The 26230-nt window shown below is 70.8% G+C and carries 29 protein-coding genes and 2 pseudogenes; 17 read left to right on the top strand and 14 right to left on the bottom strand.

The window, feature by feature from the left end:
* Positions 1-4: 4 nt before the first annotated feature.
* Positions 5-418: an anti-sigma regulatory factor gene (locus tag ACIBL4_RS05380; RefSeq protein WP_399406742.1), complete on the bottom strand. Its 414-nt coding sequence runs from the start codon at positions 416-418 to the stop codon at positions 5-7.
* A 260-nt stretch (positions 419-678) separates the two neighbouring features.
* Positions 679-939, bottom strand: coding sequence for a UBP-type zinc finger domain-containing protein (locus tag ACIBL4_RS05375; RefSeq protein WP_356924631.1), 261 nt, complete (start codon positions 937-939; stop codon positions 679-681).
* A 62-nt stretch (positions 940-1001) separates the two neighbouring features.
* On the opposite strand from ACIBL4_RS05375, the gene ACIBL4_RS05370 reads away from it, so the two are divergent.
* The gene (locus ACIBL4_RS05370) at positions 1002-2600 is read left to right on the top strand and encodes a Na+/H+ antiporter (RefSeq protein WP_399406740.1); all 1599 of its coding nucleotides are present in this window, start codon (positions 1002-1004) and stop codon (positions 2598-2600) included.
* Positions 2601-2834: 234 nt separating this feature from the next.
* Here ACIBL4_RS05370 and ACIBL4_RS05365 read toward each other — a convergent pair whose 3' ends face one another.
* Positions 2835-3743, bottom strand: a complete 909-nt coding sequence (locus ACIBL4_RS05365; RefSeq protein WP_399406738.1) for a 1-aminocyclopropane-1-carboxylate deaminase/D-cysteine desulfhydrase — start codon at positions 3741-3743, stop codon at positions 2835-2837.
* A gap of 10 nt (positions 3744-3753) precedes the next feature.
* Positions 3754-4215, bottom strand: a complete 462-nt coding sequence (locus tag ACIBL4_RS05360) for a DUF6010 family protein (protein ID WP_399406736.1) — start codon at positions 4213-4215, stop codon at positions 3754-3756.
* Between the two features lie 291 nt (positions 4216-4506).
* Here ACIBL4_RS05360 and ACIBL4_RS05355 point away from each other — a divergent pair, with 291 nt between their 5' ends.
* The 3 genes from ACIBL4_RS05355 (at position 4507) to ACIBL4_RS05345 (ending at position 8234) form a co-directional block, all read left to right on the top strand.
* Positions 4507-5913, top strand: coding sequence for a family 2B encapsulin nanocompartment shell protein (locus ACIBL4_RS05355; protein ID WP_399406733.1), 1407 nt, complete (start codon positions 4507-4509; stop codon positions 5911-5913).
* A 111-nt stretch (positions 5914-6024) separates the two neighbouring features.
* Entirely contained in the window at positions 6025-7194 is a 1170-nt protein-coding gene (locus ACIBL4_RS05350) for a family 2 encapsulin nanocompartment cargo protein polyprenyl transferase (protein WP_399406731.1), read from the top strand.
* Between the two features lie 422 nt (positions 7195-7616).
* On the top strand, positions 7617-8234 hold the full coding sequence (locus ACIBL4_RS05345) for a GNAT family N-acetyltransferase (RefSeq protein ID WP_399406729.1): 618 nt from the start codon (positions 7617-7619) through the stop codon (positions 8232-8234).
* Positions 8235-8259: 25 nt separating this feature from the next.
* Here the strand turns inward: ACIBL4_RS05345 and ACIBL4_RS05340 are convergent, their stop codons facing one another.
* A complete protein-coding gene (locus ACIBL4_RS05340) occupies positions 8260-8850 on the bottom strand; it encodes a TetR/AcrR family transcriptional regulator (RefSeq protein WP_399406727.1) in 591 nt (196 codons plus the stop codon).
* Positions 8851-8962: 112 nt separating this feature from the next.
* Here ACIBL4_RS05340 and ACIBL4_RS05335 point away from each other — a divergent pair, with 112 nt between their 5' ends.
* From ACIBL4_RS05335 to ACIBL4_RS05315, 5 genes and pseudogenes are all read left to right on the top strand, one after another.
* Positions 8963-9547 (top strand): dihydrofolate reductase family protein, encoded by a 585-nt coding sequence (locus ACIBL4_RS05335; RefSeq protein WP_399406725.1) that lies wholly within the window; start codon positions 8963-8965, stop codon positions 9545-9547.
* A gap of 26 nt (positions 9548-9573) precedes the next feature.
* A complete protein-coding gene (locus ACIBL4_RS05330) occupies positions 9574-9864 on the top strand; it encodes a hypothetical protein (protein WP_399406723.1) in 291 nt (96 codons plus the stop codon).
* 84 nt (positions 9865-9948) lie between these two features.
* Positions 9949-10362 carry a YciI family protein gene (locus tag ACIBL4_RS05325; RefSeq protein ID WP_399406721.1) on the top strand — a complete coding sequence of 138 codons (414 nt, stop codon included), beginning with the start codon at positions 9949-9951 and terminating at the stop codon, positions 10360-10362.
* A 66-nt stretch (positions 10363-10428) separates the two neighbouring features.
* A pseudogene (locus ACIBL4_RS05320) lies at positions 10429-11686 on the top strand (RNA polymerase sigma factor).
* A 9-nt stretch (positions 11687-11695) separates the two neighbouring features.
* On the top strand, positions 11696-11929 hold the full coding sequence (locus ACIBL4_RS05315; protein WP_399406719.1) for a hypothetical protein: 234 nt from the start codon (positions 11696-11698) through the stop codon (positions 11927-11929).
* On the opposite strand, the gene ACIBL4_RS05310 is transcribed toward ACIBL4_RS05315, so the two are convergent.
* Entirely contained in the window at positions 11926-12660 is a 735-nt protein-coding gene (locus tag ACIBL4_RS05310) for a VOC family protein (RefSeq protein WP_399406717.1), read from the bottom strand. The genes ACIBL4_RS05315 and ACIBL4_RS05310 overlap by 4 nt on opposite strands.
* A gap of 106 nt (positions 12661-12766) precedes the next feature.
* Between ACIBL4_RS05310 and ACIBL4_RS05305 the strand changes: the two genes are divergently transcribed.
* Both ACIBL4_RS05305 and ACIBL4_RS05300 read left to right on the top strand, forming a co-directional pair.
* Complete coding sequence (locus ACIBL4_RS05305) at positions 12767-13921, top strand: anion permease (RefSeq protein WP_399406715.1); 1155 nt, start codon at positions 12767-12769, stop codon at positions 13919-13921.
* A gap of 16 nt (positions 13922-13937) precedes the next feature.
* Positions 13938-14171: a hypothetical protein gene (locus tag ACIBL4_RS05300; RefSeq protein WP_399406713.1), complete on the top strand. Its 234-nt coding sequence runs from the start codon at positions 13938-13940 to the stop codon at positions 14169-14171.
* 117 nt (positions 14172-14288) lie between these two features.
* Here ACIBL4_RS05300 and sodN read toward each other — a convergent pair whose 3' ends face one another.
* The gene (sodN, locus tag ACIBL4_RS05295) at positions 14289-14684 is read right to left on the bottom strand and encodes a superoxide dismutase, Ni (RefSeq protein WP_010040396.1); all 396 of its coding nucleotides are present in this window, start codon (positions 14682-14684) and stop codon (positions 14289-14291) included.
* 144 nt (positions 14685-14828) lie between these two features.
* Here sodN and sodX point away from each other — a divergent pair.
* Positions 14829-15080, top strand: a pseudogene (sodX, locus tag ACIBL4_RS05290) (nickel-type superoxide dismutase maturation protease); the annotation flags it as partial.
* Between the two features lie 65 nt (positions 15081-15145).
* Here sodX and ACIBL4_RS05285 read toward each other — a convergent pair.
* The 4 genes from ACIBL4_RS05285 to ACIBL4_RS05270 all read right to left on the bottom strand — a co-directional run bounded on the left by ACIBL4_RS05285 (position 15146) and on the right by ACIBL4_RS05270 (position 18659).
* Positions 15146-15805, bottom strand: coding sequence for a CGNR zinc finger domain-containing protein (locus ACIBL4_RS05285; protein ID WP_399406711.1), 660 nt, complete (start codon positions 15803-15805; stop codon positions 15146-15148).
* Positions 15806-15976: 171 nt separating this feature from the next.
* Complete coding sequence (locus tag ACIBL4_RS05280; protein WP_399406709.1) at positions 15977-16738, bottom strand: amino acid ABC transporter ATP-binding protein; 762 nt, start codon at positions 16736-16738, stop codon at positions 15977-15979.
* Entirely contained in the window at positions 16735-17676 is a 942-nt protein-coding gene (locus ACIBL4_RS05275; RefSeq protein ID WP_399406707.1) for an amino acid ABC transporter permease, read from the bottom strand. The genes ACIBL4_RS05280 and ACIBL4_RS05275 overlap by 4 nt, the downstream gene beginning before the upstream one ends.
* A gap of 32 nt (positions 17677-17708) precedes the next feature.
* Complete coding sequence (locus ACIBL4_RS05270) at positions 17709-18659, bottom strand: ABC transporter substrate-binding protein (RefSeq protein WP_399406705.1); 951 nt, start codon at positions 18657-18659, stop codon at positions 17709-17711.
* Between the two features lie 651 nt (positions 18660-19310).
* Here ACIBL4_RS05270 and ACIBL4_RS05265 point away from each other — a divergent pair.
* From ACIBL4_RS05265 to ACIBL4_RS05250, 4 genes are all read left to right on the top strand, one after another.
* Positions 19311-20543 (top strand): NADP-dependent malic enzyme, encoded by a 1233-nt coding sequence (locus ACIBL4_RS05265; protein WP_399406703.1) that lies wholly within the window; start codon positions 19311-19313, stop codon positions 20541-20543.
* Positions 20544-21042: 499 nt separating this feature from the next.
* On the top strand, positions 21043-22008 hold the full coding sequence (locus tag ACIBL4_RS05260) for a zinc-binding dehydrogenase (RefSeq protein ID WP_399406701.1): 966 nt from the start codon (positions 21043-21045) through the stop codon (positions 22006-22008).
* A gap of 103 nt (positions 22009-22111) precedes the next feature.
* Entirely contained in the window at positions 22112-22321 is a 210-nt protein-coding gene (locus tag ACIBL4_RS05255) for an HTH domain-containing protein (protein ID WP_399406699.1), read from the top strand.
* On the top strand, positions 22321-22887 hold the full coding sequence (locus tag ACIBL4_RS05250; RefSeq protein ID WP_399406697.1) for a Clp protease N-terminal domain-containing protein: 567 nt from the start codon (positions 22321-22323) through the stop codon (positions 22885-22887). The genes ACIBL4_RS05255 and ACIBL4_RS05250 overlap by 1 nt, the downstream gene beginning before the upstream one ends.
* Before the next feature lie 18 nt (positions 22888-22905).
* Here the strand turns inward: ACIBL4_RS05250 and ACIBL4_RS05245 are convergent, their stop codons facing one another.
* Positions 22906-23964 carry a helix-turn-helix transcriptional regulator gene (locus ACIBL4_RS05245; RefSeq protein WP_399406695.1) on the bottom strand — a complete coding sequence of 353 codons (1059 nt, stop codon included), beginning with the start codon at positions 23962-23964 and terminating at the stop codon, positions 22906-22908.
* Between the two features lies 1 nt (position 23965).
* Positions 23966-24937, bottom strand: a complete 972-nt coding sequence (locus tag ACIBL4_RS05240) for a DUF4097 family beta strand repeat-containing protein (RefSeq protein WP_399406693.1) — start codon at positions 24935-24937, stop codon at positions 23966-23968.
* 156 nt (positions 24938-25093) lie between these two features.
* Between ACIBL4_RS05240 and ACIBL4_RS05235 the strand changes: the two genes are divergently transcribed.
* Positions 25094-25924 carry a hypothetical protein gene (locus tag ACIBL4_RS05235; RefSeq protein ID WP_399406692.1) on the top strand — a complete coding sequence of 277 codons (831 nt, stop codon included), beginning with the start codon at positions 25094-25096 and terminating at the stop codon, positions 25922-25924.
* 16 nt (positions 25925-25940) lie between these two features.
* Here the strand turns inward: ACIBL4_RS05235 and ACIBL4_RS05230 are convergent, their stop codons facing one another.
* Positions 25941-26120 carry a DUF6104 family protein gene (locus ACIBL4_RS05230; RefSeq protein ID WP_023586593.1) on the bottom strand — a complete coding sequence of 60 codons (180 nt, stop codon included), beginning with the start codon at positions 26118-26120 and terminating at the stop codon, positions 25941-25943.
* Positions 26121-26230: the final 110 nt, after the last annotated feature.

The following is a 26230-nucleotide window of genomic DNA, read 5'->3' as shown; positions in this document are numbered from 1 at the left end:
TTCCTCACGCCGGCCCGGGTCCCGCGCCGCGCTGTTTGTAGAGGCTGATCGAAACGATTTTGTCCTTGTCCACGGCGGAGGAGACCTTGCCCGCGAGAGCGGACAGGACCGTCCAGGCGAAGGTGTCCCGCGAGGGGGCATGACCATCCGTGGTCGGCGCCGAGACGGTGACCTCGAGCGAGTCGTCGACGAGGCGGAAGACGCAGCTGAGGACCGAGCCGGGCACGGCCTGCTGAAGCAGGATCGCGCATGCCTCGTCCACCGCGATGCGAAGGTCCTCGATCTCGTCGAGGGTGAAGTCCAAACGGGCCGCGAGACCGGCCGTGGCCGTACGCAGCACCGACAGGTAGGCACCCGCGGCCGGCAGCCGGACTTCCACGAAGTCCTGAGTCGCGGGCTCGCCTGCGATCTGGGACACCCTCACCTCCATGGTGGTACAAGTGTTTCAGGGCCGAGGGTCGCCCCCCGGGGTAACGCGATACATGGTTCAGCGGTGACGCTATCGCGCTCTCAACGGTCCTGTCCCCGGGACCCCAACCCCTTGCCGTCACTCACAGTAAACCTGTGGATACGCTCCGTGTCTAGGGGGTCGGCGGGCCCAAATGGGAAGAGCGCGCGCCGGGTTGACGTACCCAGACGTCAGACGGTCGAACCGTCCGGCGCCGGGGTCCTGCCGAGTCACACCAGGACATGATCGACGAAGCACCAGCGCCAGGTCTCCCCGGGCTCATGGGTCCGCATCACGGGATGCCCGGACTCCTTGTGGTGCTCCGCCGCGTGCCGCCCCGGCGAGGAGTCGCAGCAGCCGACGTGACCGCAGCTCAGGCACAGCCGCAGTTGCACCGGATCCATGCCGTCCGCCAGGCACGCCGGACACGTCTCGCTGAGCGGGACGGGTTCCGGATGCGGCAGCGCGTCGGCATGCGTGCACTGTTTCATGATTGCCAGGTTACGACGGTCGCGCCGAAGACCGCGTGGAAAAAAGAGGGCGGGCGAGAACGATGGACGTGATGCCACTGCTGTTGCTGGTGGCGGGCAGCGCCGGGATCGCCGCGGTGGCAAGGCGCACACCGGTTCCCGCGCCGCTTCTGCTGGTGGCGGTAGGGCTCGCGGTCAGTTCCGTCCCCGGCGTGCCGGACTACACCCTCGACCCGCACGTCGTCCTGCCGCTCCTCCTGCCCCCGCTGCTGCACACGGCCGCCACCGACAGCTCGTACCTCGATCTGCGGGCGCAGCTGCGGCCGGTCGCGCTGCTGTCCGTCGGGTACGTGCTGTTCGCGACCTTCGCCGTCGGCTGGGCCCTGTACCTGCTCGTGCCGGACCTGCCGCTGACCGCGGCCCTGGTCTTCGGCGCGGTGGTGGCACCGCCGGACGCGGTCGCGGCGACGGCCGTGGCCCGCCGGGTCGGGCTCCCGACCCGGATCACCACGATCCTCCAGGGCGAGTCCCTGCTCAACGACGCCACCGCGATCACCGCCTACCGGGTGGCCCTGGCCGCCGCCGTCGGCGAGGGCGCGACCTGGGCCGGCGGCATCGGCGAGTTCCTGCTCGCGGCGGTCGGCGGAGTCGTGGTCGGGCTCGTGCTGATGGCGCCGATCCACTGGATCCGCACGCACGTGCAGGAGGTGCTGTTCCAGAACACGCTCTCCCTGCTGACCCCGTTCGTCGCGTACGCCGTCGCCGAGCAGGTGCACGCCTCCGGCGTTCTGGCGGTCGTCGTCGTGGCGCTCCACCTGGGACACCGCGCGTGGGAGGTCGACTTCGCGACGCGGCTCCAGGAGGAGGCGGTGTGGAAGATGGTCGCCTTCGTCCTGGAGTCGGCGGTGTTCGCGCTGATCGGACTCCAGCTGCCGGTGGTGCTGAGGGGACTCGGGGAGTACGAGGGGGGCCTGGCCGCCTGGTACGCGGTCGTCGTCTTCCTGGTGGTCGTCGCGGCCCGGTTCGTGTGGGTGTACCCGGCGACCTTCCTGCCGCGGCTGCTGTCGGCCCGGATCCGGGAGCGGGAGGCGAGTCCGACCTGGAAGGGGCCGTTCGTCGTCGCGTGGGCCGGTATGCGGGGCGTGGTCTCGCTGGCCATCGCCTTCTCGATCCCGCTCACCCTGCACGACGGCGAGGAGCCCTTCCCGCACCGCAACCTCATCCTCTTCCTGACCTTCACGACGGTCATCGGGACGCTGGTCGTGCAGGGTCTCACCCTGCCCCCGCTGATCCGTCTGCTGAAGTTCCCCGGCCGGGACGCACAGGCCGAGACACTGGCCGAGGCCAACGCCCAGGCGCAGGCCTCCCGGGCCGCCGAGCGGCGCCTGGACGAACTCCTCACCGACGAACGCAACGCCCTGCCCGCCCCGCTCGCCGACCGGCTCCGCATCGTTCTGGAGCGCCGCCGCAACGCCGTATGGGAACGGCTCGGCCAGGCCAACCCGGTCACCGGGGAGTCCGTCGACGACACCTACCGGCGGCTGTCGCGGGAGATGATCAGCACCGAGCGCGAGGTGTTCGTCAAGCTCCGCGACGGCCGGTACATCGACGACGAGATGCTGCGGACGCTGCTGCGCAGGCTGGACCTGGAGGAGGCGGCGGCCTTCAGGGAGACGGCGTAGGGACGGGACGACGGACGGCACGGACGCGCGCCGGGCTTCAGGGGCGGGGCGGCGGGCGCCAGGGGAGGGGCGAGGCGGGCGCCAGGGGAGGGGCGGCGGGCGTCATGGGAACGGCGAGGGCGGCCGTCACGGGAGCGGCGGCGGGCGTCATGGGAACGGCGAGGGCGGCCGTCACTGGAACGGCGGCGGGCGTCATCGGAGGGGCGGCGGGTGTCACGGGAGCGGCGGCGGGCGTCACGGGAAAGGGCGGCCGGTGATCACGGCCGCCACCGTCGTCCCGCGCGGGAAGGCGCCTTCGCCGGCCAGGGAGACGAGCCCGTACAGCAGCTTCGCGACATACAGGCGCTCGACGGGCAGTCCATGACGCTGCTCGAAGTCCGCGGCGAAGCCGTCGAGCTCGTCGGGCACGCGCGCGTAGCCGCCGAAGTGGAAGCGGTCGTCGAGGCTCCAGGTGCCGCGTGGGCCTCCGAAGGCCTGCTGCTGCAAGGCCCTGACCTCGGCGGTCAGGAAACCGCCCTTGAGGACCGGGACACCCAGTGCGCGTTGCCCGGGGGCGAGTCCGGCAGCCAGCCCCGCCAGGGTGCCTCCGGTGCCGCAGGCCACGGCGACGACATCGGCCCGGCCGTGCAGTTCGGCGCCGAGTGCCCGGCAGCCGCGTACGGCCTGCGCGTTGCTGCCGCCCTCGGGGACGACGTAAGCCCCCTCCGCGTCCGCCGCGCACAGGATCGCGGCCAGGGTCCCCGGCTCGGACTTGCGGCGGTACGTCGCCCTGTCGACGAAGTGCAGCCGCATGCTGTCGGCCGTGCAGCGGGTCAGCGAGGGGTTGAGGGGCCGGCCGGCCAGCTCCGCGCCGCGTACGACACCGACCGTGCGGATGCCCAGCAGCCGGCCGGCCGCGGCCGTGGCACGCAGGTGGTTGGAGTAGGCGCCGCCGAAGGTGACGAGGGTACGGCCGGCCGCGGCCGCGAGATTCGGCGCCAGCTTGCGCCACTTGTTGCCGATCAGCTCCGGGTGGATCAGGTCGTCCCGCTTCAGCACCAGCCGCACGCCGTGGCGTTCGAACCGGCTGTCCACGACCTCCTGCGCCGGCGAGGGGAGCCGGGGACGCAGCACGGCGGATCCGGGGATGTCGGGGCTGGTCACCGGGCCATTGTCACCCGGGTGTGGGGGAGGGGGACTCGGAGCTGACGCCTTCCCGCGAGCCCGGGCCGCTCTGCGGCCGCCCGGACCGGCGGCCGCGTACGAGGTCGATGAGCGACGGGCCGCCCCGCATGCACCAGAGGGCGATGACCGGGTCGCAGATCGCGCAGCCCAGGGAGGAGGTGTGCGCGAAGGGGATGATCGGGTTGCCCTTGAGGTGGTGGACGATGTCCCACGCCGTGTGCAGCAGCCAGCCGATGCCGATCCACGTCCACGACTCCAGGCCGCGGAAGGCGACGTAGGCGAGCAGCGCCGTGAAGGGGAACTCCCAGCCGCCCATGCCGCCGCCGCTGAGGTAGGCAGCGCCGGCGCCGCCGACCATGACCGCGTTCAGACGCCGCCGGTGCGGTTCGCGGACGAGGGACATCAACAGGGCGTAGAGGATGCCGATGCCGATCGGCGCGATGTACAGCATGGAGAGGCCGTTTCCGGAGTGGGCGGAAGGAACGGATCACCACGCTAGATCCGGTTCCGCGCGCTCCCCAGCGGCATTACCGACACGTTCCCACGGGTTGTCGCCAGCGGTCCGGCTCCGGGGTGTGCCGCCCGAGACCGGATGGGAAAAACGGGCCCTGCCCAGTCGTATGAAGATCCATTCCCGCTCTTTCGTGTAATAGCACCAAGACGCTGCGTGAGGAAGGCTTGGGCGTGCACATCGATGCCCGAGGCATGTGGGCGTCGGTCACAACCGGGAGGGCAGTTCTCTATGTCGGTAGGCGAAGAGGTCCGCACGGAGCAGACCAAGCCGCAGCAGAGTCTCGGCACGGCGGCCGCGCGGAACCTGGCCACCACGACCAAGTCCGTGCCGCAGATGCAGGAGATCAGCTCCCGCTGGCTGCTGCGCATGCTGCCCTGGGTCGACATCCAGGGCGGTACGTACCGGGTGAACCGGCGGCTGACGTTCGCCGTGGGCGACGGCCGGCTGACGTTCGTGAAGACCGGCGACCGCGTCGAGATCATTCCCGCGGAGCTGGGCGAACTGCCGGCGCTGCGGTCGTACGAGGACGAGGAGGTGCTCTTCGAGATCGCCCGGCGCTGCGAGCAGCGGGAGATCCCCGCGGGCGAGGTGATCGTCTCGTTCGGCAGCCCGTCCGACGAGGTGTACCTGCTGGCGCACGGCCGGGTGGAGAAGGTCGGCACCGGCCCGTACGGGGACGACGAGTCCCTCGGCATTCTCGCCGACGGCGCCTACTTCGGCGACGACGCGCTGCTGAACGAGGACGCGATCTGGGAGTGCACGGCCCGCGCGCTCACCCCGTGCACCGTCCTCGTCCTGCCCCGCGCGGAGTTCGCGCAGATCGCCGAGCGCTCGGACACGCTGCGCGAACACATCCAGCAGCGCCGCTCGATCCCCTCGCAGCGCTCCAACAAGTACGGCGAGAAGGAGATCGACCTCGCCGCCGGCCACTCCGGCGAGCCGGACATCCCGCACACCTTCGTCGACTACGAGGCCAGGCCCCGTGAGTACGAACTGAGCGTCGCCCAGACCGTCCTGCGCATCCACACGCGCGTGGCCGACCTCTACAACCAGCCCATGAACCAGACCGAGCAGCAGATCCGGCTGACGGTCGAGGCGCTCAAGGAGCGCCAGGAGCACGAGCTCATCAACAACCGCGACTTCGGTCTCCTGCACAACTGCGAGTACGACCAGCGGATCCAGCCGCACGACGGCGTGCCCAGCCCGGACGACCTGGACGAGCTGCTCAGCAGGCGCCGCGGCACCAAACTGCTCCTCGCACACCCGCGCGCGATCGCCGCGTTCGGCCGTGAGCTCAACAAGCGAGGGCTCGTCCCCGAGACCATCGACATGGCCGGGAACCGCATCCCCACCTGGCGCGGGGTGCCGATCTTCCCGTGCAACAAGATCCCGGTGACCCCGGAGCGGACGACGTCGATCATCGCCATGCGTACCGGCGAGAGCGACCAGGGCGTCATCGGTTTGCGGGCCTCCGGCATCCCGGACGAGATCGAGCCGAGCCTGTCGGTGCGCTTCATGGGCATCAACGAACAGGCCATCATCAAGTACCTGGTCACGGCCTACTACTCGGCCGCGGTGCTGGTACCGGACGCGCTCGGCGTCCTGGAGAACGTCGAGATCGGCCGCTGGCGGTGACGCTTCCGGTACGCCGGCCGTGTCCGCGCCCGGCAGCGCGGGTACACCCTCGGGGTACGCGCCCAGCGGCAGCGCAGGCGCCACCGTCCGCTCAGTCTCCGAGGCGGTCCCATGGGTGAGTCCCTTACGGAGTTCAGGACGCAGACGACGCTGCCCGCCCCCGGTGGACAGCGCGGTACCGAGCCCGGGCGTGCGGCCGGGGCGCCGGAAGGGCGGGGGCTCATCGGGACACAGCGGGAAGGCCGGCCGGGGCCGGACGAGGGCCACGAGGCGGTCGTGCTCCTGGAGCGGGCCCGGGCGGAGGTCGACCCGGTACTGCGGGACGCTCTCGGCTCACTGCCCGGGCCGATGCGCCGGATCGCGCTCTACCACTTCGGCTGGGAACAGGCGGACGGCTCGCCGGCCGTGGGCGGCTCCGGCAAGGCGATCCGGCCCGCGCTCGTCCTCGCCGCGGCGGCCGCCCTCGGCGGGCCCGAGGCACGGGCGGCGGCGGTCCGCGCGGCCGCGGCGGTGGAACTGGTCCACAACTTCACGTTGCTGCACGACGACGTGATGGACCGGGACACCACCCGGCGCCACCGGCCCACCGCGTGGACGGTGTTCGGCGACGCCGACGCGATCCTCGCCGGGGACGCCCTCCAGGCGCTGGCCATGCGGCTGCTCGCCGAGGACCCGCATCCGGCGGCCCCGGCCGCCACCGCCCGGCTGGCCCACTGTGTGATCGAACTGTGCGCGGGACAGCACGCGGACACGGCCATGGAGCATCGCGCTCCCGCCGAGGTCACGCTCGACGAGGTCCTCGCCATGGCGGAGGCCAAGACGGGCGCACTGCTGGGAAGCGCCTGTGCGCTCGGCGCTCTGTACGCGGGCGCCGGGGACGCGGACGTGGCGGCGCTGGACGCGTTCGGCCGGGAGGCCGGGCTCGCCTTCCAGCTCATCGACGACGTCATCGGCATATGGGGCGACCCGCGCCGCACCGGCAAGCCCGTCGGCGCGGACCTGGCCGCCCGCAAGAAGTCCCTGCCGGTCGTGGCGGCCTTCGCCTCCGGCACACCGGCGGCCGCGGAACTGGCCGAACTGTACGCACGACCCAGCGAGAAGGAGGACCTCGACCACATCGCCCAGACCGTGGAGCGGGCGGGCGGCCGTGACTGGGCCCAGAACCAGGCGGCCGACCGGATGGCCCTGGCGATGCAGCAACTGGCCCGCGCGGTGCCGGAACCGGAGGCGGCGGGCGGTCTGCTGGCCCTCGCCGAGTTCGTGACACGGCGCAGCAGCTGACGGCGGCGGTGCGGCAATCAGCCGTCGGCACCAGCTGACGGTGCGGCACAGTCGTCGGCACCAGCTGACGGTGCGGCAATCAGCCGTCGGCAACGGCTGACGGAGCGGCAATCGATCGTCGCGATGGCCGGCGGTGTGACAACCGGCCGTCGGCGGCACCTGACCGGCCTTCGGGTGACCGAAGGGCAGGACTCCGGAGACGCCGGGGCCGTGCGGCTCCTGACTCCTTACGGCCCGGGGCCTCCGGTCAGGCGGGTCCCGCACTTCCCCACGGTGTGCGGGGCCCGCTTCCCAGGCCGGCGACGACTGGTGCTTTGGGCGCCTGTCCGATGAAATCCCGCCAAGCTCCGGCCCCATGCGCCGGGGCGGCTCCCAACGGCCCTACGATCAACGCCCGTCGGGACGAGTGAAGGGGCGGGGACATGGGTGTGGCGATCCGGACGGCGGGCGAGGGCGACCGGGAGCTGGTTGTCCGGCTGCTGGACGAGGCGTTCCAGGACGATCCCGTGAGCGGCTGGGTCTTCCCTGGGGAGGAGGACCGTCGTGCCCACCATCCCGGGCTCATGGCCGTCTTCACCGACATCGTGCTCGAGTCCGGGCGCATCGACCTCACCGAGGACGGTTCGGCCTGTGCGCTGTGGCTGTCCATGCCCGCCGACGACCACGACGGCGACGCCGAGGACGACGGTCCGGCCCAGGTGCGCGAGGCCGTCGACCCGGACAACGAACGCATCGAGGCGACCGGCCGGCTGACCGCCGCCATCCATCCCTCCGGGCGGGCCCACGAGTACCTGTGGATGATCGGCGTGGCCCCCGGCCGCCAGGGCGAGGGTCTCGGCACGGCGCTCATCGAGTCGGTCCTCGACCGGTGCGACCGTGAGGGACTGCCCGCCTACCTGGAGGCGAGCAGCGCCCGCAGTCGCAAGCTGTACGAACGCCTCGGCTTCGAACTCGCCGGCCCGTTGCTCGACCTCCCGGAGGGCGGCCCGGCCATGTGGCCGATGTGGCGCGAGCCCCGCACCGCCGAGAGCGCGTCCTGACCCACCGGGCCGATGCCCGGCCCTGCTACCCCTCCGGCAGTACCGTCGCCACGATCTTCTCCACCAGCCCCTCGGGCACGCTCACCCCGGGCAGTACGCTCTCCAGGACGCCCGGCAGGGTCAGATGCTCCAGGAGCAGGCCGAGCATGGCCAGGTACAGCACGGCGACGGACTCGTCCCCGCCGGGCAGGCCGGCCGTCCGGTGGAACTCCATGGCCTCCTCCAGGTCGCCACGGACCGACTTGGTGTAGGAGGCGAGCAGTTCGGGACGCCGGGTGGCCTCCAGGCGCAGTTCCATGAGGGCCAGATAGCCCGTGCGGTCGCGGCTCGCGCGGGCCATGAGGTCGTACATGAAGGCCGTGACCAGTGAGCGGTCCTTGGGGCGGGTCATCAGCCCGGCGACCACGTCGGGGTCGGGCGCGAGCCGTACGTGCAGCCGGGTGTCGATCTGACGCAGCAGGTCGGCGCGGTCAGTGAAGTAGTTGGAGGCCGTGCCCACGGGCACACCGGCCTCCGCGTCCACCGCGCGGAACGTCAGCCCGCGCGCTCCCTCACGCGCGAGCACCTCGACACCGGCGTCGACGAGCGCGGCCCGACGCCCCGGATTGCTGACCATGCGGAGTCCCTTCTCCCACTTTCCGCCATTCGCGGATAACTCCTTGCAACCACTACACCAGAAGTACTACAACTGCAGTCGTTGCCGTGACAGCCTACGAAAAGAGACCGGCTTGCGAAAGCTCACATACTTCATCGCCTGTTCGATCGACGGCTTCATCGGAGACCCGTACGGCGACGCGACGTCGATGTTCCGCTTCATCGACGAGGAGTTCCTCGCCTTCCTGAAGGCGGAGTATCCGGAGACCGCGGCCACCCAGGGCCGCCGGGCCCTCGGCTTCGACGACCTGCCGAACAAGCGGTTCGACACCGTCGTCCAGGGCCGCGGCAGCTACGACCTCGCCCTGAAGGAGGGCATCACCAGTCCGTATGCCCACCTGCGCGAGTACGTCGCCTCCAGGACGCTGAAGGAGTCGCCCGACCCGAACGTCGAGATCATCGCGGACGACCTCGTCGGAAAGGTCCGCGAACTGAAGGCCGAGGACGGCGAGTTGGGCATCTACCTGTGCGGCGGGTCCAAGGTCGCGGGCGAACTGCTCGACGAGATCGACGAACTCGTCATCAAGACCTACCCGCTCGTGTACGGCACGGGCATGCCGATGTTCGGCTCGGGAATGGCGATCTCGGACTTCACGCTCGAGTCGGTGCGCACGTTCGACAACGGGATGCTGGTGCGCACGTACAGCAGGAAGCGCTGAGCCGCCGACCGGCCTACCCTGAAGACATGGGCAGCGAAGGACACACCTGTCCGACCTGCGGACAGCCGGTGGAAACGGTCGTCCGGCGCCACAAGACGCTGGGCGCGTGGGTCCCCGTGTGGGTGGCGGGCCCCTGCCGCAACCCCGAGTGCGGGGCCTATGAAGCGGAAGAGGCCGAGGGTGTCCGGACCGAGGAGATCCGGACCGGCGAGGAGATCCGGACCGCCGACCCGCCCCGGCCCGCCGAGGACACCGCCTCACCTGCGACGACCCCGCGCGACGACGCCCCTGGAGAAACCGTCGCGGAAAATCCCTGAGGTCGTGTCGACAATTCCGGCCCGGCTCCGACGTCCCGTGTGAGAGCCGCCCACCAGGGCGGTGAGAGCCGAAGGAGCGGACTGATGAAGTACCTGGTCATGGTGCAGGGCACGCAGACCGACTACGACGCCATGCGCGGCAGGGCGTCGGCGCACTCCCCCGCGTGGAGCGAGGAGGAGCTCCAGGCCATGTTCGCCTACATGGGAGCCATCAACGACGACCTCTCCGAGACGGGCGAATTCGTCGACGGGCAGGGCCTGGCCGAGCCGGCCCAGACCCGGCACGTCACCCTCGGTGACGACGGCAAGGCGGTGATCACCGACGGCCCGTACAGCGAGACCAAGGAGCTGCTGGCCGGCTACTGGGTCCTGGAGTGCGAGAGCCTGGAGCGGGTCACCGAGATCGCCGAGCGCGTCGCCCGGTGCCCCCAGCCTGCCGGCGCCCCCGACTACCCGGTCGTGATCCGTCCGATCATGGACGGCTCCGGGGACATCTGAGGGCCGGGGACAGGCCGACGGGCGCGTCGGTGGGACCGGTGGACCGGTGGGACCGAGTGGGGACCGGTGAGGAGCACACCCGAGATCGAGGACCTGCTGCGCCGTGACGCGCCGCAGGTCCTCGGCGCGCTCGTCAGGCGGTACGGCCATTTCGACGCCGCCGAGGACGCCGTACAGGAGGCGCTGCTCGCGGCGGCCGGGCAGTGGCCCTCCCCGGGCGTACCCGGCAATCCGCGCGGCTGGCTGATCAGAGTCGCCTCGCGGCGGCTGACCGACGCCCTCGCAGCGAGGAGGCCCGGCGGCAGCGCGAGGAGCGGGCGGCGGCGCTCACGCCCCGCGACGCCTTCCCCGCCGCGCCGCCCGGGGAGCGGGCTCCCCGCGAGGACGACACGCTCTCGCTGCTCTTCCTGTGCTGCCATCCCGACCTGACGCCGCCCGCCCGGATCGCGCTCACGCTGCGCGCCGTCGGCGGTCTGACCACGGCCGAGATCGCCCGCGCGTATCTGGTGCCGGAGGCGACGATGGCGATGGGGGTACCCCCTGTTCGAGCGAAGCCGAGAACTTGGGGGAGCATCAGCCGGGCCAGGCGGAAGGTGCGGGGCGTGCGCTTCGGTCGCCCGGACCGCTGGGAACAGCGGCTGCCGTCCGTCCTCCAGGCCCTCTACCTGATCTTCAACGAGGGCTGTACGGCCACCTCCGGAGCCGCTCTCCAGCGCCGTGACCTCGCGGGCGAGGCCGTACGCCTGACACGCGCGGTCCACCGGCTGCTCCGCGACGACGGCGAGGTGGCCGGCCTGCTCGCGCTGATGCTGCTCACAGACGCCCGCCGCGACGAGCGCAGCGGACCGCACGGCGAGTTGATCCCCCTCGACGAGCAGGACCGGGGCCGCTGGGACAAGGCCGCGATCGAGGAGGGCGTCGCGCTGGTCACCGGGGCGCTGTCCCGGGGCCGGCCCGGGCCGTACCAGCTGCGTGCCGCGATCGCCGCCGTCCACGACGAGGCACCCTCGCCCGAGGCGACGGACTGGGCCGAGATCCTGGGTCTGTACGACGTCCTCGTCCGCCTGGTCCCCGGCCCCTCGAACGCCCCAACCGCGCGGTGGCCGTCGCCATGGTCCACGGCCCGCATGCCGGCCTGGGTGAACTGGACGCCCTGGCAGGCGAGTTGCAGGGCCACCGCGTGGACGCCGTACGCGGTCACCTCCTGGAACGCGCGGGCGACCCCCAAGCTGCCCGGGCCGCCTACGAGTCGGCGGCCGCGCAGGCCCTCAGCCTGCCCGAGCAGCGTTACCTCGTGGCGCGGGCCGCGCGGCTGAGGGACTAACGTGAAGGCATGAGCATGACGGGGGAGCGGCGCCGCCGGGTATGGCGCTGGGCAGTGATCGTGTGGGTGCTCGCCGTGGCCGTCGCCGGCGGACTGACGCTGTGGCTGCAGGACTCGACGGAGCCCCAGGGCCCCTACGTCTGGGAGAACGCGAAGCCCGACAAGACGCCGGACCTGCCGCCCTGCCCGACGCCGGACGGGGCCGGACTGCCCATCGCGTGCGCCTACGTCGAAGCGCGCTAGCCGCGCGCCCCACCCGTCACCGGATCCCGGGTCGTCAGGCAGTACGTGCCGCCCGCCGGGTCGCGCATCACGGTCCAGCCGGAGAAGCCGGCCACGAAGGCGGCTCCGAGTTCCTCGTGCCGCGCCCGGGTCGCCGCGACGTCCGCGCAGGCGAGATCGAGGTGGGCGGAGGCCGGGCGTTCCTCGCCCAGGCGTTGCAGGAGCAGACGGACCGGCAGACCGGGCGGCGGCTTGACCACGTGGAACTCGGGCAGGGCGCCCGGCAGCGACTCCCAGTCCGCGAGCAGCGCGCTCCAGAAGGCGACTTCGGCCTCGAAGGCCGAGGGCGCGACGTCCACGCACACCTGGTCGAGCCGACTGCCCCGCACCACGCCCGGGCGTGAGGACTGGCCGCCCCAGGGATCCGCGCAGAACAACTGCCCACCGGGCGAACGCAGCACGACGAGCGAACCGAGGCCGGTCACCACGCTCGCGCCGAACCGCACCGCCGCGGCGGCGAACTCCGGTACGTCGTCCACACAGAAGTCGATGTGCGCCCCGCCGGAAGGCGGCCCGACCGCCTGTACCTTCACGCAGGCGTCGGCGCCGTCGGGAAGCAGCGTGACGAACTCGTCGTGCTCTCCGCGCAGTTCGGACAGCCGGGTGTCCGTGACCGCCGTCCAGAAGTCGCAGGCGGCGCCGAAGGCCTCCCGCGGGCGGTCGATGAAGGCGTACGTCCAGCTGATCCTCATGGGCGCGATCGTAGAGGGCATGCGTTCACCGCCGCCCGCGTGAACCTTGACCAGCCTTTGCCTCGCCGTTCCCCGCCTATTGGCCCGCAGTTGTTTGCATTCAGGAATGGACCACATCACGTTCCTCGTGGCGGTCGTCATCGTGACGGCACTGGCCTTCGACTTCACCAACGGATTTCACGACACGGCGAACGCGATGGCCACGTCCATCGCCACCGGCGCACTCGCTCCCCGTACGGCGGTCCTGATCAGCGGTGTCCTCAACGTGATCGGTGCCTTCCTGTCCACCGAGGTCGCCAAGACCATCTCGGACGGCATCGTGGACGACACCCTCGTCACCCCGGGGATGATCTTCGCGGGACTGGTCGGGGCGATCCTGTGGAACCTGCTGACCTGGCTGGTGGGACTGCCGTCGAGTTCCTCGCACGCCCTGTTCGGCGGGCTGATCGGAGCCGTGTGGGTCGGGGCGGGCAGCCACGGCGTCGACTTCGACGAGGTCGTCGAGAAGGTCCTGGTGCCGGCGGTGGCCTCGCCGGTCGTGGCCGGTGTCGCCGCACTGCTGGCCACCTGCCTCGCCTACCGGCTCACGGACCGCGCCCGCAAGGGCTCCGTCACCAAGGGCTTCCGGATCGGCCAGATCGCCTCGGCCTCGCTGGTCTCCCTCGCCCACGGCACGAACGACGCGCAGAAGACCATGGGCGTCATCACCCTTACCCTGATCTCGGCCGGCGCGCTCGGCCACGACGCCGGACCGCCCCTGTGGGTGATCGCCTCCGCGGGCCTCGCCATCGGCCTCGGCACGTATCTCGGCGGCTGGCGCATCATCCGCACCATGGGCAAGGGCCTCACCGAGATCCAGTCGCCGCAGGGCTTCGCCGCCGAGACCGCCTCCACCACCGTCATCCTGACGTCCGCGCACCTCGGTTTCGCCCTGTCCACCACCCAGGTCGCCTCGGGCAGCATCCTCGGCGCGGGACTCGGCCGCAGGCTCGCGGAGGTCCGCTGGGGCGTCGCGGGCCGCATGGCCGTCGCGTGGCTGATCACGCTGCCCGCCGCCGCACTGGTCGGCGGGCTGGCCGCGAGCGTGGTGCAGAGCGGCGGGGACCTCGGTACGGCGGTCGTCGCCCTGGTCGGCGCGGCCCTCGCCGCGGGCATCGTCGCCGCCTCGCGCCGCAACCCGGTGCACGCGCACAACGTCAACGACGCACACGAGGTCACCGTCCGCACCGAGCCGCCCGCCAAGGTCGGCACGGCCGCCTGAACGCAGGGGAGTCGACATGCATCTGGACTGGACCGCACTCGGCCAGGTCACCGCGGTCAGCATCGGCGTCACCGTCGCCGTGGTCGTCGTCTTCGCCCTCGGCGTCCTCGGCCTCGCCCAACTGGAGGGCGCCCGCGACCGGCAGGGCCGCACCTTCGCCCTCGGCCTCACCCAGGCGGCGCTGTGCTTCCTCGCCTGCGCGGCCGTGGTGGCGTACGGGATCTTCCTGATCGTCCCGCAGTTCCACTGACCGACACCGACGTGCACGCCGACGCCGACACTGACGCCGCCCACGACGGCCACGACGGCCCATGACGAAGGGACCCGGCCGGTTCTCCCGGCCGGGTCCCTTCGTCTGCCCGTGGCTTCAGGCCTTCTTGGTCTCCCAGAAGATCTTGTCGATCTGGGCGATGTAGTCCAGCGCCTTCTGGCCGGTCGCCGGGTCGGTCGAACCCTTGGCGGCGGAGAGGGCCTTGAGGGTGTCGTTGACCAGCTGGTGCAGCTCGGGGTACTTCTCGAAGTGCGGCGGCTTGAAGTAGTCGCTCCACAGCACGGACACGTGGTGCTTCGCGAGTTCCGCGCGCTGCTCCTTGATGGTGGTGGCACGCGCCTGGAAGTGCGGGTCGTCGTTGCCGGCCATCTTCTCCTGGATGGCCTTCACCGACTCCGCCTCGATGCGGGCCTGGGCAGGGTCGTACACACCGCAGGGAAGGTCGCAGTGTGCGCTGACCTTGACCTTGGGGGCAAACAGGCGGGAAAGCATGGAGCATTCCTTCCTCGTGATCGTCTTCTCACAGGGGACATTACTCCGTGGGGGAGCGGTTTTCGCGAGTGCCCCCATGGGCTTAGGACAAAAGTCCAGGGTGAGACTGAGACTGTGGACGAAGAACCGGGGAGGTGCCGGGTGATGCCGGAGCTGTCGCAGGAGTCCGAGCGGGGGAGGTCGGCCGCGCCCTTCGGGGTGGCCGAGGTGACCGGCCCGTCCATGGTGCCCACGCTGTACCACGGGGACCGGCTCCTGGTGCACTACGGGACCCGGGTCAAGCCCGGTGACGTCGTCGTGCTGCGGCATCCCTTCCAGCAGGACCTGCTGGTCGTCAAGCGGGTCGCCCAGCGGCGCGAGAACGGCTGGTGGGTGCTCGGGGACAACGCGTACGCCGGCGGCGACAGCACGGACTACGGCGTCGTGCCCGACGACCTGGTGCTGGGGCGGGTCCGGTTCCGCTACCGGCCGCGCAAGCCGGGGCTGCGTTCGCCCTGGGCGCTGCTGGGCTGGGCGCTGTCCGCCGCCAGGCCCGTGCTCTCGGGCAGGCCGGGCCGGGCCGTTTCGAGGCGTTTGCGGGCGCGGTAGGCCGCCACGTTGGCGCGGGTCGCGCAGCGGTCGGAGCAGTAGCGCCGGGAGCGGTTGGTGGAGGTGTCCAGGTAGGCGTTGCGGCAGGGCGCGGCCTCGCACAGCCCGAGCCGGTCCACGCCGTACTCGGTCAGGTGGAACGCCAGACCCATCGCCGCGATCGCCGCGTATCCCGCGGTCGCGTTCGACGGATGGTCCGCCAGGTGCATGTGCCACAGGGGGCGGCCGTCGTCGTCGCGGACGTCGTGCCCGGAGATCTGCGGGCTCACCGGGAACTCCAGCAGCAGCGAGTTCAGCAGGTCCACGGCGAGCGTCTCGTCGCCCGTGTCGGCCGCCTCGAAGACCGCGCGCAGCCGGGCCCGGACCGCGCGGAAGCGGGTGACGTCCGCGTCGGTGGTGCGGCGGGCCGCCGACTGGTTGTCGACGAACAGCTCGCGGACCGCCTCGACCGACGTCAGGGTGTCCTTGCCCCGGGCCGGTTCCTCCGTGTTGACGAGGCGCACGGCATAGTCCGAGTAATAGGCCAGTTCCACGTGTAGTCCTTACGGAGGAGCTTTGATGGCTTTGATGTCCCGAGCGCGCACTCGTAACAGATAAGTGTGGTTCCAGGGTATTACGAGTCGGACACCCCGCTCCTTGACCCGAAGCGGCACGCCGAAGGGGGCGGTACGGAGTTCCGTACCGCCCCCTCGGGGTGGGTGATGTCAGAGCACCTTGGACAGGAACGACTTCGTCCGCTCGTGCTGCGGGTTCGTCAGCACCTCGCGCGGGTGACCGGATTCGACCACCACACCGCCGTCCATGAAGACCAGGCTGTCGCCCACCTCGCGGGCGAAGCCCATCTCGTGGGTGACGACGATCATCGTCATGCCGGACTCGGCGAGGTCGCGCATGACGTCCAGGACGTCACCGACCAGCTCCGGGTCGAGCGCCGATGTCGGCTCGTCGAACAGCATCAGCTTCGGGTCCATGGCGAGGGCCCGGGCGATGGCGACGCGCTGCTGCTGGCCGCCGGATAGCTGAGAGGGGTAGCTGCCCGCCTTGTCGGCCAGGCCCACCCGGTCCAGCAGCTCCAGGGCCCGCTGCCGGGCCTGGTTCCTGCTCACGCCCTTGACCTGGACCGGTGCCTCCATGACGTTCTCCACGGCCGTCATGTGCGGGAACAGGTTGAAGCGCTGGAAGACCATGCCGATGTCCCGGCGCTTGCGGGCGACCTCGCTGTCCTTCAGCTCGTAGAGCTTGTCGCCCTTCTGGCGGTAGCCCACCAGCTCCCCGTCCACGTACAGGCGGCCGGCGTTGATCTTCTCCAGGTGGTTGATGCACCGGAGGAAGGTCGACTTGCCGGAGCCGGAGGGGCCGATGAGGCAGAACACCTCGCCGGACTTCACCTCCAGGTCGATGCCCTTGAGGACCTCGAGGGGGCCGAAGCTCTTGTGGACGCCTTCGGCCTTGACCATGGCGTTCATGCGGTACCTCCCGTCGGCTTCGAGCGGTTGGACAGGGACAGGAGGTTGGCCTTGACCTTCTGGAACGGCGTGGCCGGGAGCGACCGGCTCGAACCACGCGCGTAATACCGCTCCAGGTAGTACTGGCCGATGCTGAAGACCGACGTCATCAGCAGGTACCAGGCCGCCGCCAGGAACAGCATCTCGGCGGGGGCTCCGGAGGTCTGGCCGATGTCCTGAGCGGCGCGCAGCAGCTCCGGATACTGGACGACCGAGACCAGCGAGGTCGTCTTCAGCATGTTGATGACCTCGTTGCCCGTCGGCGGCACGATCACGCGCATCGCCTGCGGGATGACGATCCGGCGCAGCGTCTTGGCGTGGCTCATGCCCAGCGCGTGCGACGCCTCGGTCTGGCCCTCGTCGACGGAGAGCAGACCGGCTCGGCAGATCTCCGCCATGTACGCGGCCTCGTTGAGGCCGAGGCCCAGCAGCGCCGTCAGGAACGGGGTCATGAAGTCCGACCACTCGTCCTTGTAGAACGGCCCGAGGTTGATGTACTCGAAGACCAGGCCCAGGTTGAACCAGACGATCAGCTGTACCAGGACCGGCGTGCCGCGGAAGAACCAGATGTAGAACCACGCGATCGACGAGGTCACCGGGTTCTTCGACAGGCGCATCACGGCGAGCACGACGCCGCCGACGATGCCGATGACCATGGACAGCACGGTCAGCAGGAGCGTTTTGCCCACGCCGTCCAGGATCCGGTCGTCGAAGAAGTAGTCCGGGATCGCACCCCAGTTGATCTTGCCCTGGGAGAACGCGTAGACGACCCCGACCAGCAGGGCGATGGCGACGACGGCGGAGATGTACCGCCCGTAGTGCCGGACCGGGATGGCCTTGATGGCCTCCGGCCCGGCCGGGGGCGTGTCGCCCGTCGTCTTGTCGATGTCAACAGTCACGGGTGTTGCCTTTCAGTGCCGCTGCGTCGCGGTCACTTGCCGCCGTTGATGGTGGCTTCCTTGATGGCGCCGTCCGTGACGCCCCACTTCTTCATGATCTTCTGGTACTCACCGTTGTCGATGATCGCGTCCAGTGCGGCCTTGAGGGCGTCCCGCAGCTGCGTCTGGTTCTTGGCGACCGCGATGCCGTACGGAGCGGCCTCGACCTGCTCGCCGACCAGCTGGAAGTCCTTGCCGCCACCGGAGGTCTTCACCGCGTACGCGGCGACCGGGAAGTCGGACGAGCCGGCGTCGGCGCCACCCGCGCGCAGGCGGGTCTGGGCCTGCTGGTCGTTGTCGAAGGGCTCGATGGCGATCTTCTTGCCGACCGGGCACTTCTTCGACTCCGCCTTGGCGAGGTCCTCGGAAACCGTGCCGCGCTGCAGCACGATCTTCTTGCCGCACAGGTCGGACCAGGTCTTGATGCCCTGGTCGTCGCCCTTCTTGGTGTAGATCGAGACACCGGCGGTGAAGTAGTCGACGAAGTCGACGCCCTCACCGACCTTCTTGCCGGTGTCGGAGTCGATGCCCTCCTGGCGGTCCTTGGTGTCGGTCATCGCGGACATGGCGATGTCGTACCGCTTGGAGCGCAGACCCGTGATCAGCGTGTCGAAGGTGCCGTTCTCGAACTGGAAGTCGACGCCGAGCTGCTTGCCCATGGCGGCGGCGAGGTCGGGGTCGATGCCGACGACCTTGCCGGAGCTGTCCTTGAACTCGACCGGGGCGTACGCGATGTCAGAGCCGACCTTGATGACACCCTTGTCGCGGATCGCCTGCGGCAGCTTGTCGGCGAGCGGGGCCGCGCTCGTCTCGTTGCCCGACCCGGTGTCCTTGGTCTGGTCACCGCATCCGGTGAGCATCAGCGCGCCTGCGACCGCGATCGCACCGACCGCTGCTAGCCGGGGGTGCGCGGCGGTCGTACGACGGGTGGAGCTTGCGGTCATGGTGGGTTCCTCCGGCGGATGGGTGGAGTTGCCGATGGGGCGAGCGCTGCCGATGGGTTCGGCAGTGCCGTGGACTGCCGAAGGTTCGGCAGTGCCGTGGACTACCGGCCGTGCCGGTAGTCCCGTGGGTCGACGAGAACACACGTCTTCGAGTGTCGCGACCTCGTGTGATTACGGCATCTTGCCATTCGGACGGCGCCATTCTGGGGGCCAGCCATGTCAAAATCGGATAACGGGCGACCCCCGAACCGCACCACTCCGGTACATCACGGCCGGACCTTCTGCGGGAATCATTCCTTCCGGCAGGAAGATCTTCGGTTTGTCCCGGGAATCCGATACGGGGCCCGAGGGATTCGCCGACGAGTGAGCGGTTGCCGAGGGTTTGTCCAGGCCTTGTCCCGATATTGGACGAAGAGTCAGGGCGCCCGTGTGTGACCTTCGCGTTATGGACTCGTCGTCGGCGCCGTCCGTCCGGTAAGAAGGTTCTTTACACCCCTCATCCGGGGCTCAGGGCGCGTGTGCGGCGCGCCCATCGCGTATGCGCCCGTACGTAACACGTACAGAGCACGACCACGGCCGTACGCGGTCCCGCCCACGCCTCACCAGGAGTGGCCACCCTCAAGCCAATGAAGATTTAAGGGGTAAAACGAAGTGGCAGCGGAGATCGTCAATCCTCGCAGCGAGAGCACGACGGACCATACGGGTCACGAGGGCGGTGCGGAGCCCCTCGACTCCTTCGATCCGGCGTTCGCGCTCCACCGCGGCGGCAAGATGGCCGTGCAGGCCACGGTGCCGGTCCGTGACAAGGACGACCTGTCCCTGGCGTACACGCCCGGGGTCGCGAAGGTGTGCAGCGCGATCGCGGAGCAGCCGGAGCTGGTGCACGACTACACGTGGAAGTCGTCGGTCGTGGCCGTCGTGACGGACGGTACGGCCGTGCTGGGGCTCGGTGACATCGGGCCCGAGGCCTCCCTCCCGGTGATGGAGGGCAAGGCGATTCTGTTCAAGCAGTTCGGCGGCGTGGACGCGGTTCCGATCGCGCTGAACTGCACGGACGTCGACGAGATCGTCGAGACGGTGGTGCGGCTCGCGCCGTCGTTCGGCGGGGTCAACCTGGAGGACATCTCGGCGCCGCGGTGCTTCGAGATCGAGCGGAAGCTCCAGGAGGCGCTGGACATTCCCGTCTTCCACGACGACCAGCACGGTACGGCGGTGGTGACGCTGGCGGCCCTGCGGAACGCTGCGCGGCTGAGCAAGCGGGCGCTGGGGGATCTGCGGGCCGTCATCTCCGGCGCCGGTGCGGCGGGTGTCGCGATCGCGAAGATGCTGGTCGAGGCCGGGGTCGGGGATGTCGCGGTGGCCGACCGCAAGGGTGTCGTGTCGGCGGACCGGGACGATCTGACGCCGGTGAAGCGGGAGCTGGCCGGGTTCACGAACAAGGCGGGGATCAGCGGATCGCTGGAGGCGGCGCTGGCCGGGGCCGATGTGTTCATCGGGGTGTCCGGTGGGACGGTGCCGGAGGACGCAGTCGCGTCCATGGCCGACGGGGCGTTCGTTTTCGCCATGGCGAATCCGAATCCCGAGGTGCACCCCGAGGTCGCGCACAAGTACGCGGCCGTGGTGGCCACCGGGCGGTCGGACTTCCCGAACCAGATCAACAACGTGCTGGCGTTTCCGGGGATCTTCGCGGGTGCCTTGCAGGTGCGGGCGTCGCGGATCACGGAGGGGATGAAGCTGGCTGCGGCGGAGGCGCTGGCGGGTGTGGTCGGGGACGACCTCGCGGCCGACTACGTCATCCCGTCGCCGTTCGACGAGCGGGTTGCGCCGGCGGTGACGGCTGCGGTGGCTGCGGCTGCCAGGGCCGAGGGTGTGGCTCGGCGGTAGCGCGTTGCGCGGTGATGTGAGTGGCCCCGTCCGGGTGTGGGCGGGGTCGTTTCTTTGGGTGCGGCTGTTTGGGTGGTGCGGGGTGCCTGCGGCGGCCTGTGGCCGCTTCGGTGGGGGTGCGCATAGCGCCTACCGGGGTGCGGTGGGTCGGGGCCGCGCCGGGGGGTGTCAGTCCCTCGGAACGGCGCGATGGGCTTGCGTACCGACTAACTGTCCGTTGACGCGCCAACCGCTACGGGCGGACACCCCCCGACACGTCCGCCTTCTCGCCGTGCGCGAGTGCAGGCGCACGTAGGCACTGGGGCAATCGTGCCTCCCCCCCAGTGCCTTAAGGCCTGGGAGGTGCCCCCAGGCGGCACGGGTGGGCGCAGCGGCACCCCGCTCCGCCGGGCTGCGCACCCACCCGGCCTCAGCACTGGCGTGGAGCGTGTGGCAAGAGGGTGTGTCTCACAGAGGCCGGTGGTTCCGTGCGGTCGGTCCGGAACCTATCGTCAAGGTCATGTTCGCTGTCTACGCCGCCCGAATCGACCGCGACCAGCCACTGACCGGCCTGGAGTTGGGAGAGCGTCCGGCTCCCGAGGTCCGCCCCGGCTGGAGCACCGTCACGGTCAAGGCCGCCTCCCTCAACCATCACGACCTGTGGTCCCTGCGCGGCGTCGGCCTCGCAGAGGACAAGCTGCCGATGATCCTCGGCTGTGACGCCGCCGGCGTCGACGAGGACGGCAACGAGGTCGTCCTGCACTCCGTGATCGGACAGAGCGGGCACGGGGTCGGCCCGAAGGAACCCCGTTCCATCCTCACCGAGCGCTACCAGGGGACCTTCGCCGAGGAGGTCGCCGTGCCGACCTGGAACATCCTGCCCAAGCCCAGGGAGCTCTCCTTCGAGGAGGCCGCCTGTCTGCCCACGGCCTGGCTGACCGCGTACCGGATGCTGTTCACCAACGCGGGTGTCCGGCCCGGCGACTCCGTGCTCGTGCAGGGCGCCGGTGGTGGTGTCGCCACGGCCGCCATCGTGCTGGGCAAGGCGGCCGGGCTGCGGGTCTTCGCCACGAGCCGGGACGAGGCCAAGCGGAAGCGGGCCGTGGAGCTGGGGGCCGTGGAGGCCCTGGAGGCGGGGGCGCGGTTGCCGCAGCGGGTCGACGCCGTGATCGAGACCGTCGGGGCCGCCACCTGGTCGCACTCCGTGAAGTCGCTGAAGCCCGGCGGCACGCTGGTGATTTCCGGTGCCACCAGTGGTGACCGGCCCTCGCACGCCGAACTGACGCGGATCTTCTTCCTGGAGCTCAAGGTCGTCGGGTCCACGATGGGCACCAAGGACGAGCTGGAGGATCTGCTCGCGTTCTGTGCCGCGACGGGAGTGCGGCCCGTGATCGATGAGGTGCTGCCCATGGACCGTGCGCGGGAGGGCTTCGAACGGCTGGCGTCCGGTGAGCAGTTCGGGAAGGTCGTGCTCGTCAATCCGTAGTGCCTGCTGAGTGGGTGTGCTGGCGGCCGGTCCGGGTTCGGGCCGGCCGTTTGGTTTGTCAACTGGGGTTGACGGGAGCGGGTTGTCAACTTAGGTTGACGTCGTGACCGAAGCAACCGATCTGGCCGAGCGTGCGGGCGACCGTGATCCACGGGTCGGCCTGCGGGCCGTCGCCGCCCTGCGCAGGCTGCTGGAGCAACTGGAAGCCGTCCAGGTGCGCAACGCGCGCAAACAGGGCTGGTCGTGGCAGGAGATCGCCACCGAACTCGGTGTGAGCAGGCAGGCCGTGCACAAGAAGTACGGGAGGCATTGATGTTCGAGCGGTTCACGAAGGACGCCCGGAGTGTGGTCAAGGGCGCGTTCGCGTATGTGGAGGGCGGTGGGGGCGGGCAGGTCGTGGAGCCGGAGCATCTGTTGCTCGCCCTGCTCGATCGGGAAGGCAGTCGCGGCTCCTTCGCGCTCACCGCTCTCGGGCTCGGTGAGCGGAGGGAGTCCGTGCGGCAGGCGCTGAGGGCGGCGCGGCGGCGGGCCGGGCTGTCGCAGGCCGAGACCGACGCGCTCGCCGGGCTCGGGATCGATGTGGATGAGATCGTCGCCCGGGTGGAGGAGGTGCACGGGGCCGGCGCCATGGCCGGTGACCGGAAGGACAAGGGGTGGTGGTCGGGGCGGCCCTCCTTCGGGCGCGGAGCGAAGGACGTCCTGGAGCGCTCCTTGCGGGTCGCCCTCGCCCAGCGGGACCGGCACATCGGGGACGAGCACATCCTGCTCGCCCTGACCCTGCGCCCCGGCGTCCCGGCCGAGGTCCTCGCCGACCACGGGGTGACGTACGCCTCCCTGGTGCGGGTGCTGTACGGGGGCGGCGAGGCCAAGGCCGGGTGAAGGGCGGAGGTCGGCCGCTTACTTCTTCGGCGTGCGCAGCAGGGCTCCTATGTGGGCCGCGGCCGTCGACAGGTGGCGGCGGGCGTCGCGCAGTTGGCCGGGGGTGACGCCGTGGTCGCGGGCCGCGTCGCGGATGTCGTCCCGGAAGCGGTCGAGCAGGCGGTCCAGGTCGCGGGCCGGGTCGCCGGTGGAGTCCGTGGCGTCCTCGTGGGCCCAGGCAGGCTCGTAGGCGGCCGGGAAGTCCTCGGCTGGCTGTGACGGCGTCGGCTCTGCGGCCGGCTTGCCGGTGCCGGTCCAGTCGAAGCCGAAGTCCTTGCCGTAGCCCTTGCCGAACTCGCCGACCTCCTTGGCCAGTTCGCTCAGGCCCTCGCGCAGCCCCGTGGGCCAGTCGCCGCGGGCGAAGTGGTCCTGGACCTGCTCCTGGACCCGGCGGGCGATGCGCTGCACCTGCTCCTGGGCCTGGGCGCGGGCCTGTTCCTGGGCCTCCTTCGCCTGGCGGCGGGCGCGCTGGGCGTCCTCGCGGGCGCGGCGGCTCTCGTCCTTGGCGCGGCGGGCCTGTTCCTTCCACTCCTGCCTGGCCCGCCGCATCTCCTCCTTGGCCACGCGCCAGGCGTCCTTGTCGCCGTACTGCCCGAAGTCCCCGAAGGGGGCGTCCTCCGCGTCACGGGCCCCCTTGCTGCCGTTCTCCCGGCGGGCCTCGGTCGCGGCGGCGCGCATCTCACGGCGCAGGTCGCCGGCGGCCCCGCGCACGTCGGCGCGGATCTCCGCCGCCAGTTCCGCGACCGACTCCCGGATCTCCAGCTCCAGATCGGCCAGTTCGCCACTGCGGTCGGCCAGCTCGGCGCGGCCCGCGTCCGTGATCGAGTACACCTTGCGGCCGCCCTCGGTGGTGTGGGTGACCAGGCCCTCGGCCTCCAGCTTGGCCAGGCGCGGGTAGACCGTGCCCGCCGACGGTGCGTACAGCCCCTGGAAGCGCTCCTCGAGGAGGCGGATCACCTCGTAGCCGTGGCGGGGGGCCTCGTCCAGCAGCTTGAGCAGGTAGAGGCGGAGGCGGCCGTGGGCGAAGACGGGGGGCATGTCAGAGCACCTTCTTGTCGGTCGTGCCGTCGGCCGGGGCTCCGGCGTCGGCGGCGCCCCGGTCGGAGACGGAATTGTCTCCTGAGCCGGCCTGCGGTTCGTCCTGCGGGGCGGCCGGCGAGCTGCCGGTGCCGGGCCGGGTGTCCCACGGTTCCTCGGGCTCGTCCTCCCTGGAGGGGCGGCGCAGCAGGGCGATCGAGCCGGAGACCGTGGTGGCACGCAGCTTGCCGCTGCCCGCGCCCAGGCGGCCCGTGATCTTGTGGGCGCCCCACTGGCCGTGCACCCGCAGATTGTCGAACGCGTTGGAGATCGCGCCGCTCGCCGTGTTCGCCTCGACCTCCGCGTCCGCCGGGTCCGGCAGCCGGATCGCGATCTCGCCGGAGACGCTGGTCAGCCGCACGTCCGTGGGACCGTCCGGGTCGAGGTCGACGATCATGGAGCCGCTGACCGAGTCGGCCCGCACGGAGGAACCGGAGCCCTCGACCACCGTGAGGTCGCCCGAGACGGAGTTGAACCGGAGGTCGCCCGTCACGTCCTGGGCCTCCAGATTCCCGGAGACCGTGTCGGCGCGGACCGGGCCGGAGAGGGCCACCAGGGTCGTGTCCCCCGTGACGCCCTTCACCACCGCCCGGCCCTCGATCCCGGAGAGCACCGCTGCCGCGCCGACCACCCCCAGCTCGACCCGGGTGGAGGCCGGGACGGCCAGGGAGACGACCGCGCTGCGGCGCCAGCCCTTGCGGTCCAGCCACTTGAGGAAGCCCTTCCAGGGCAGGTCCTCGTAGGCCACCGTGAGTGTGCCGCCCTGCTGGGTGACCACCAGGGGTGGTCCCTGGATCTCGGAGACCTCGAGGCGGGCGGAACCTTCGTCCGTGCCCACCACGTTCACCGTTCCGTCGACGAGACGGACGTGGAGCTCGCTCACGGGCTCGTCGAAGGTGAGTTTGGTCGGCTCCGCGACAGACCACTCGGACATGGACAGACCTCCCGACAGGACGCGCCATATCGCGTCTCCTGTCATTCACGATATATCGTGGCTGGGGAAAGTCAAGGCACTCGTTCCGGGGGGCGAGGCGCACATCGAGGCGTACAAAAGTGCTTAAAGAGGGGTGATTCGCCCTACCGTGTGACCATGCCGACGGAAGCCCACCGCACCGGTCCCGCCCCCGGGGCGCTGCTGTTGTGCCGGGCGGTGCCCGGGGCGGTCGCCCCCGTCGCCCACCTGCTGCGGGAGCGTATGCAGCTCACCCGGGCGGGCGACGAATGGAGTGTGCTCGTGCCCGAGGGCGGGCCCTGGCGGGACGCCGGCGAGCCCGTCGACCGAGTGGTCACCGGCTGGGCCACGGCCCTCGCCGTCGGCGCACCCTGGCCCGTTCTCGCCCTGTGGTGGGACGCCGACCACGCGGGCTTCACACTCGCGTCCGGCTTCCGCCGCCCGGTCGGATTCGTCTGGCTCGCGAGCGGGGTCCCGGTGGGGGAGGAGGAGGCGATGCGCACCTTCGCCGCGCGTGTGGGCCTCGATCCCGTCCTGGACCTTCAGGCCCTCGACCAGCTTACGAAATCCGATCCCGCTGCCGACGCCCGCACCCGCCTGCGCGGCCTGCTGGCGGTCCTCCCGCGCGTGGGCGTCTCCCTGCCTCCGGAACTCGCCCCCGGCGAGCCCGCCGACCGCCTCCGGGAAGCCGCCGCGCTCCAGCCCGACAGCCTCCCGGTCGAATGGCCCGGGTGGCGCGATGCGGTCGCGGAACGCGACACCGTCGACCACAGCCGCCTGGGTCCCTGGATGCCCTGGACCGGCGGCCCCAGGGCCCGCGCTCTGGCCCTCGCCCAGGTGGCGGTGGGCGTACCGCTCACGGCCCGGGGCGTACGGCGGCGCGACGGCGGCCTGATCGCGGCGGGGGCCCTGTTCCTCGCCCACGGCTTGCTGAGCCTGGCCTACGACCTCACCCACCCCCGCGACTGACCGTCCCGGGAACGTCCTACTCCTCGTCCTCGTCGTCCAACCGCGCCAGCCACGTGGCCAGCCGCTCCACCGGCACCTCGAAGTCGGGGTTGAGATCGACGAACGTCCGCAGCTGCTCGGCGAGCCACTCGAAGGTGACCTCCTCCTCGCCGCGCCGCTTTTCCAGCTCCTCGATGCCGCGGTCGGTGAAGTACACGGGTGCTCCGCAAAGAAAAATGGGCGGTGACGAACAGTCCCAGGCTATCCCGCCCTGCAGGGCCCGAGATCCCTGACTCCGGTGTGCATAAGGTCTCGCGCGGCAGGGCG

It is taken from the genome of Streptomyces sp. NPDC050416, assembly GCF_044458845.1.
Taxonomy (GTDB): domain Bacteria; phylum Actinomycetota; class Actinomycetes; order Streptomycetales; family Streptomycetaceae; genus Streptomyces.
Note: the sequence above shows the minus strand (reverse complement) of the source record. Positions and strands in the feature narration are given on the sequence as shown.

Coding starts and splice junctions, on each gene's coding strand:
- ACIBL4_RS05310 (WP_399406717.1), bottom strand. CDS start 12,660: ATGAGGATCAGCTGGACGTACGCCTTCATCGACCGCCCGCGGGAGGCC.
- ACIBL4_RS05375 (WP_356924631.1), bottom strand. CDS start 939: ATGAAACAGTGCACGCATGCCGACGCGCTGCCGCATCCGGAACCCGTC.
- ACIBL4_RS05270 (WP_399406705.1), bottom strand. CDS start 18,659: ATGACCGCAAGCTCCACCCGTCGTACGACCGCCGCGCACCCCCGGCTA.
- ACIBL4_RS05260 (WP_399406701.1), top strand. CDS start 21,043: ATGTTCGCTGTCTACGCCGCCCGAATCGACCGCGACCAGCCACTGACC.
- ACIBL4_RS05280 (WP_399406709.1), bottom strand. CDS start 16,738: ATGAACGCCATGGTCAAGGCCGAAGGCGTCCACAAGAGCTTCGGCCCC.
- ACIBL4_RS05235 (WP_399406692.1), top strand. CDS start 25,094: ATGCCGACGGAAGCCCACCGCACCGGTCCCGCCCCCGGGGCGCTGCTG.
- ACIBL4_RS05330 (WP_399406723.1), top strand. CDS start 9,574: ATGGGCAGCGAAGGACACACCTGTCCGACCTGCGGACAGCCGGTGGAA.
- ACIBL4_RS05315 (WP_399406719.1), top strand. CDS start 11,696: ATGAGCATGACGGGGGAGCGGCGCCGCCGGGTATGGCGCTGGGCAGTG.
- ACIBL4_RS05340 (WP_399406727.1), bottom strand. CDS start 8,850: ATGGTCAGCAATCCGGGGCGTCGGGCCGCGCTCGTCGACGCCGGTGTC.
- ACIBL4_RS05250 (WP_399406697.1), top strand. CDS start 22,321: ATGTTCGAGCGGTTCACGAAGGACGCCCGGAGTGTGGTCAAGGGCGCG.
- ACIBL4_RS05350 (WP_399406731.1), top strand. CDS start 6,025: ATGGGTGAGTCCCTTACGGAGTTCAGGACGCAGACGACGCTGCCCGCC.
- ACIBL4_RS05355 (WP_399406733.1), top strand. CDS start 4,507: ATGTCGGTAGGCGAAGAGGTCCGCACGGAGCAGACCAAGCCGCAGCAG.
- ACIBL4_RS05360 (WP_399406736.1), bottom strand. CDS start 4,215: ATGCTGTACATCGCGCCGATCGGCATCGGCATCCTCTACGCCCTGTTG.
- sodN (WP_010040396.1), bottom strand. CDS start 14,684: ATGCTTTCCCGCCTGTTTGCCCCCAAGGTCAAGGTCAGCGCACACTGC.
- ACIBL4_RS05325 (WP_399406721.1), top strand. CDS start 9,949: ATGAAGTACCTGGTCATGGTGCAGGGCACGCAGACCGACTACGACGCC.
- ACIBL4_RS05240 (WP_399406693.1), bottom strand. CDS start 24,937: ATGTCCGAGTGGTCTGTCGCGGAGCCGACCAAACTCACCTTCGACGAG.
- ACIBL4_RS05345 (WP_399406729.1), top strand. CDS start 7,617: ATGGGTGTGGCGATCCGGACGGCGGGCGAGGGCGACCGGGAGCTGGTT.
- ACIBL4_RS05245 (WP_399406695.1), bottom strand. CDS start 23,964: ATGCCCCCCGTCTTCGCCCACGGCCGCCTCCGCCTCTACCTGCTCAAG.
- ACIBL4_RS05305 (WP_399406715.1), top strand. CDS start 12,767: ATGGACCACATCACGTTCCTCGTGGCGGTCGTCATCGTGACGGCACTG.
- ACIBL4_RS05370 (WP_399406740.1), top strand. CDS start 1,002: ATGGACGTGATGCCACTGCTGTTGCTGGTGGCGGGCAGCGCCGGGATC.
- ACIBL4_RS05300 (WP_399406713.1), top strand. CDS start 13,938: ATGCATCTGGACTGGACCGCACTCGGCCAGGTCACCGCGGTCAGCATC.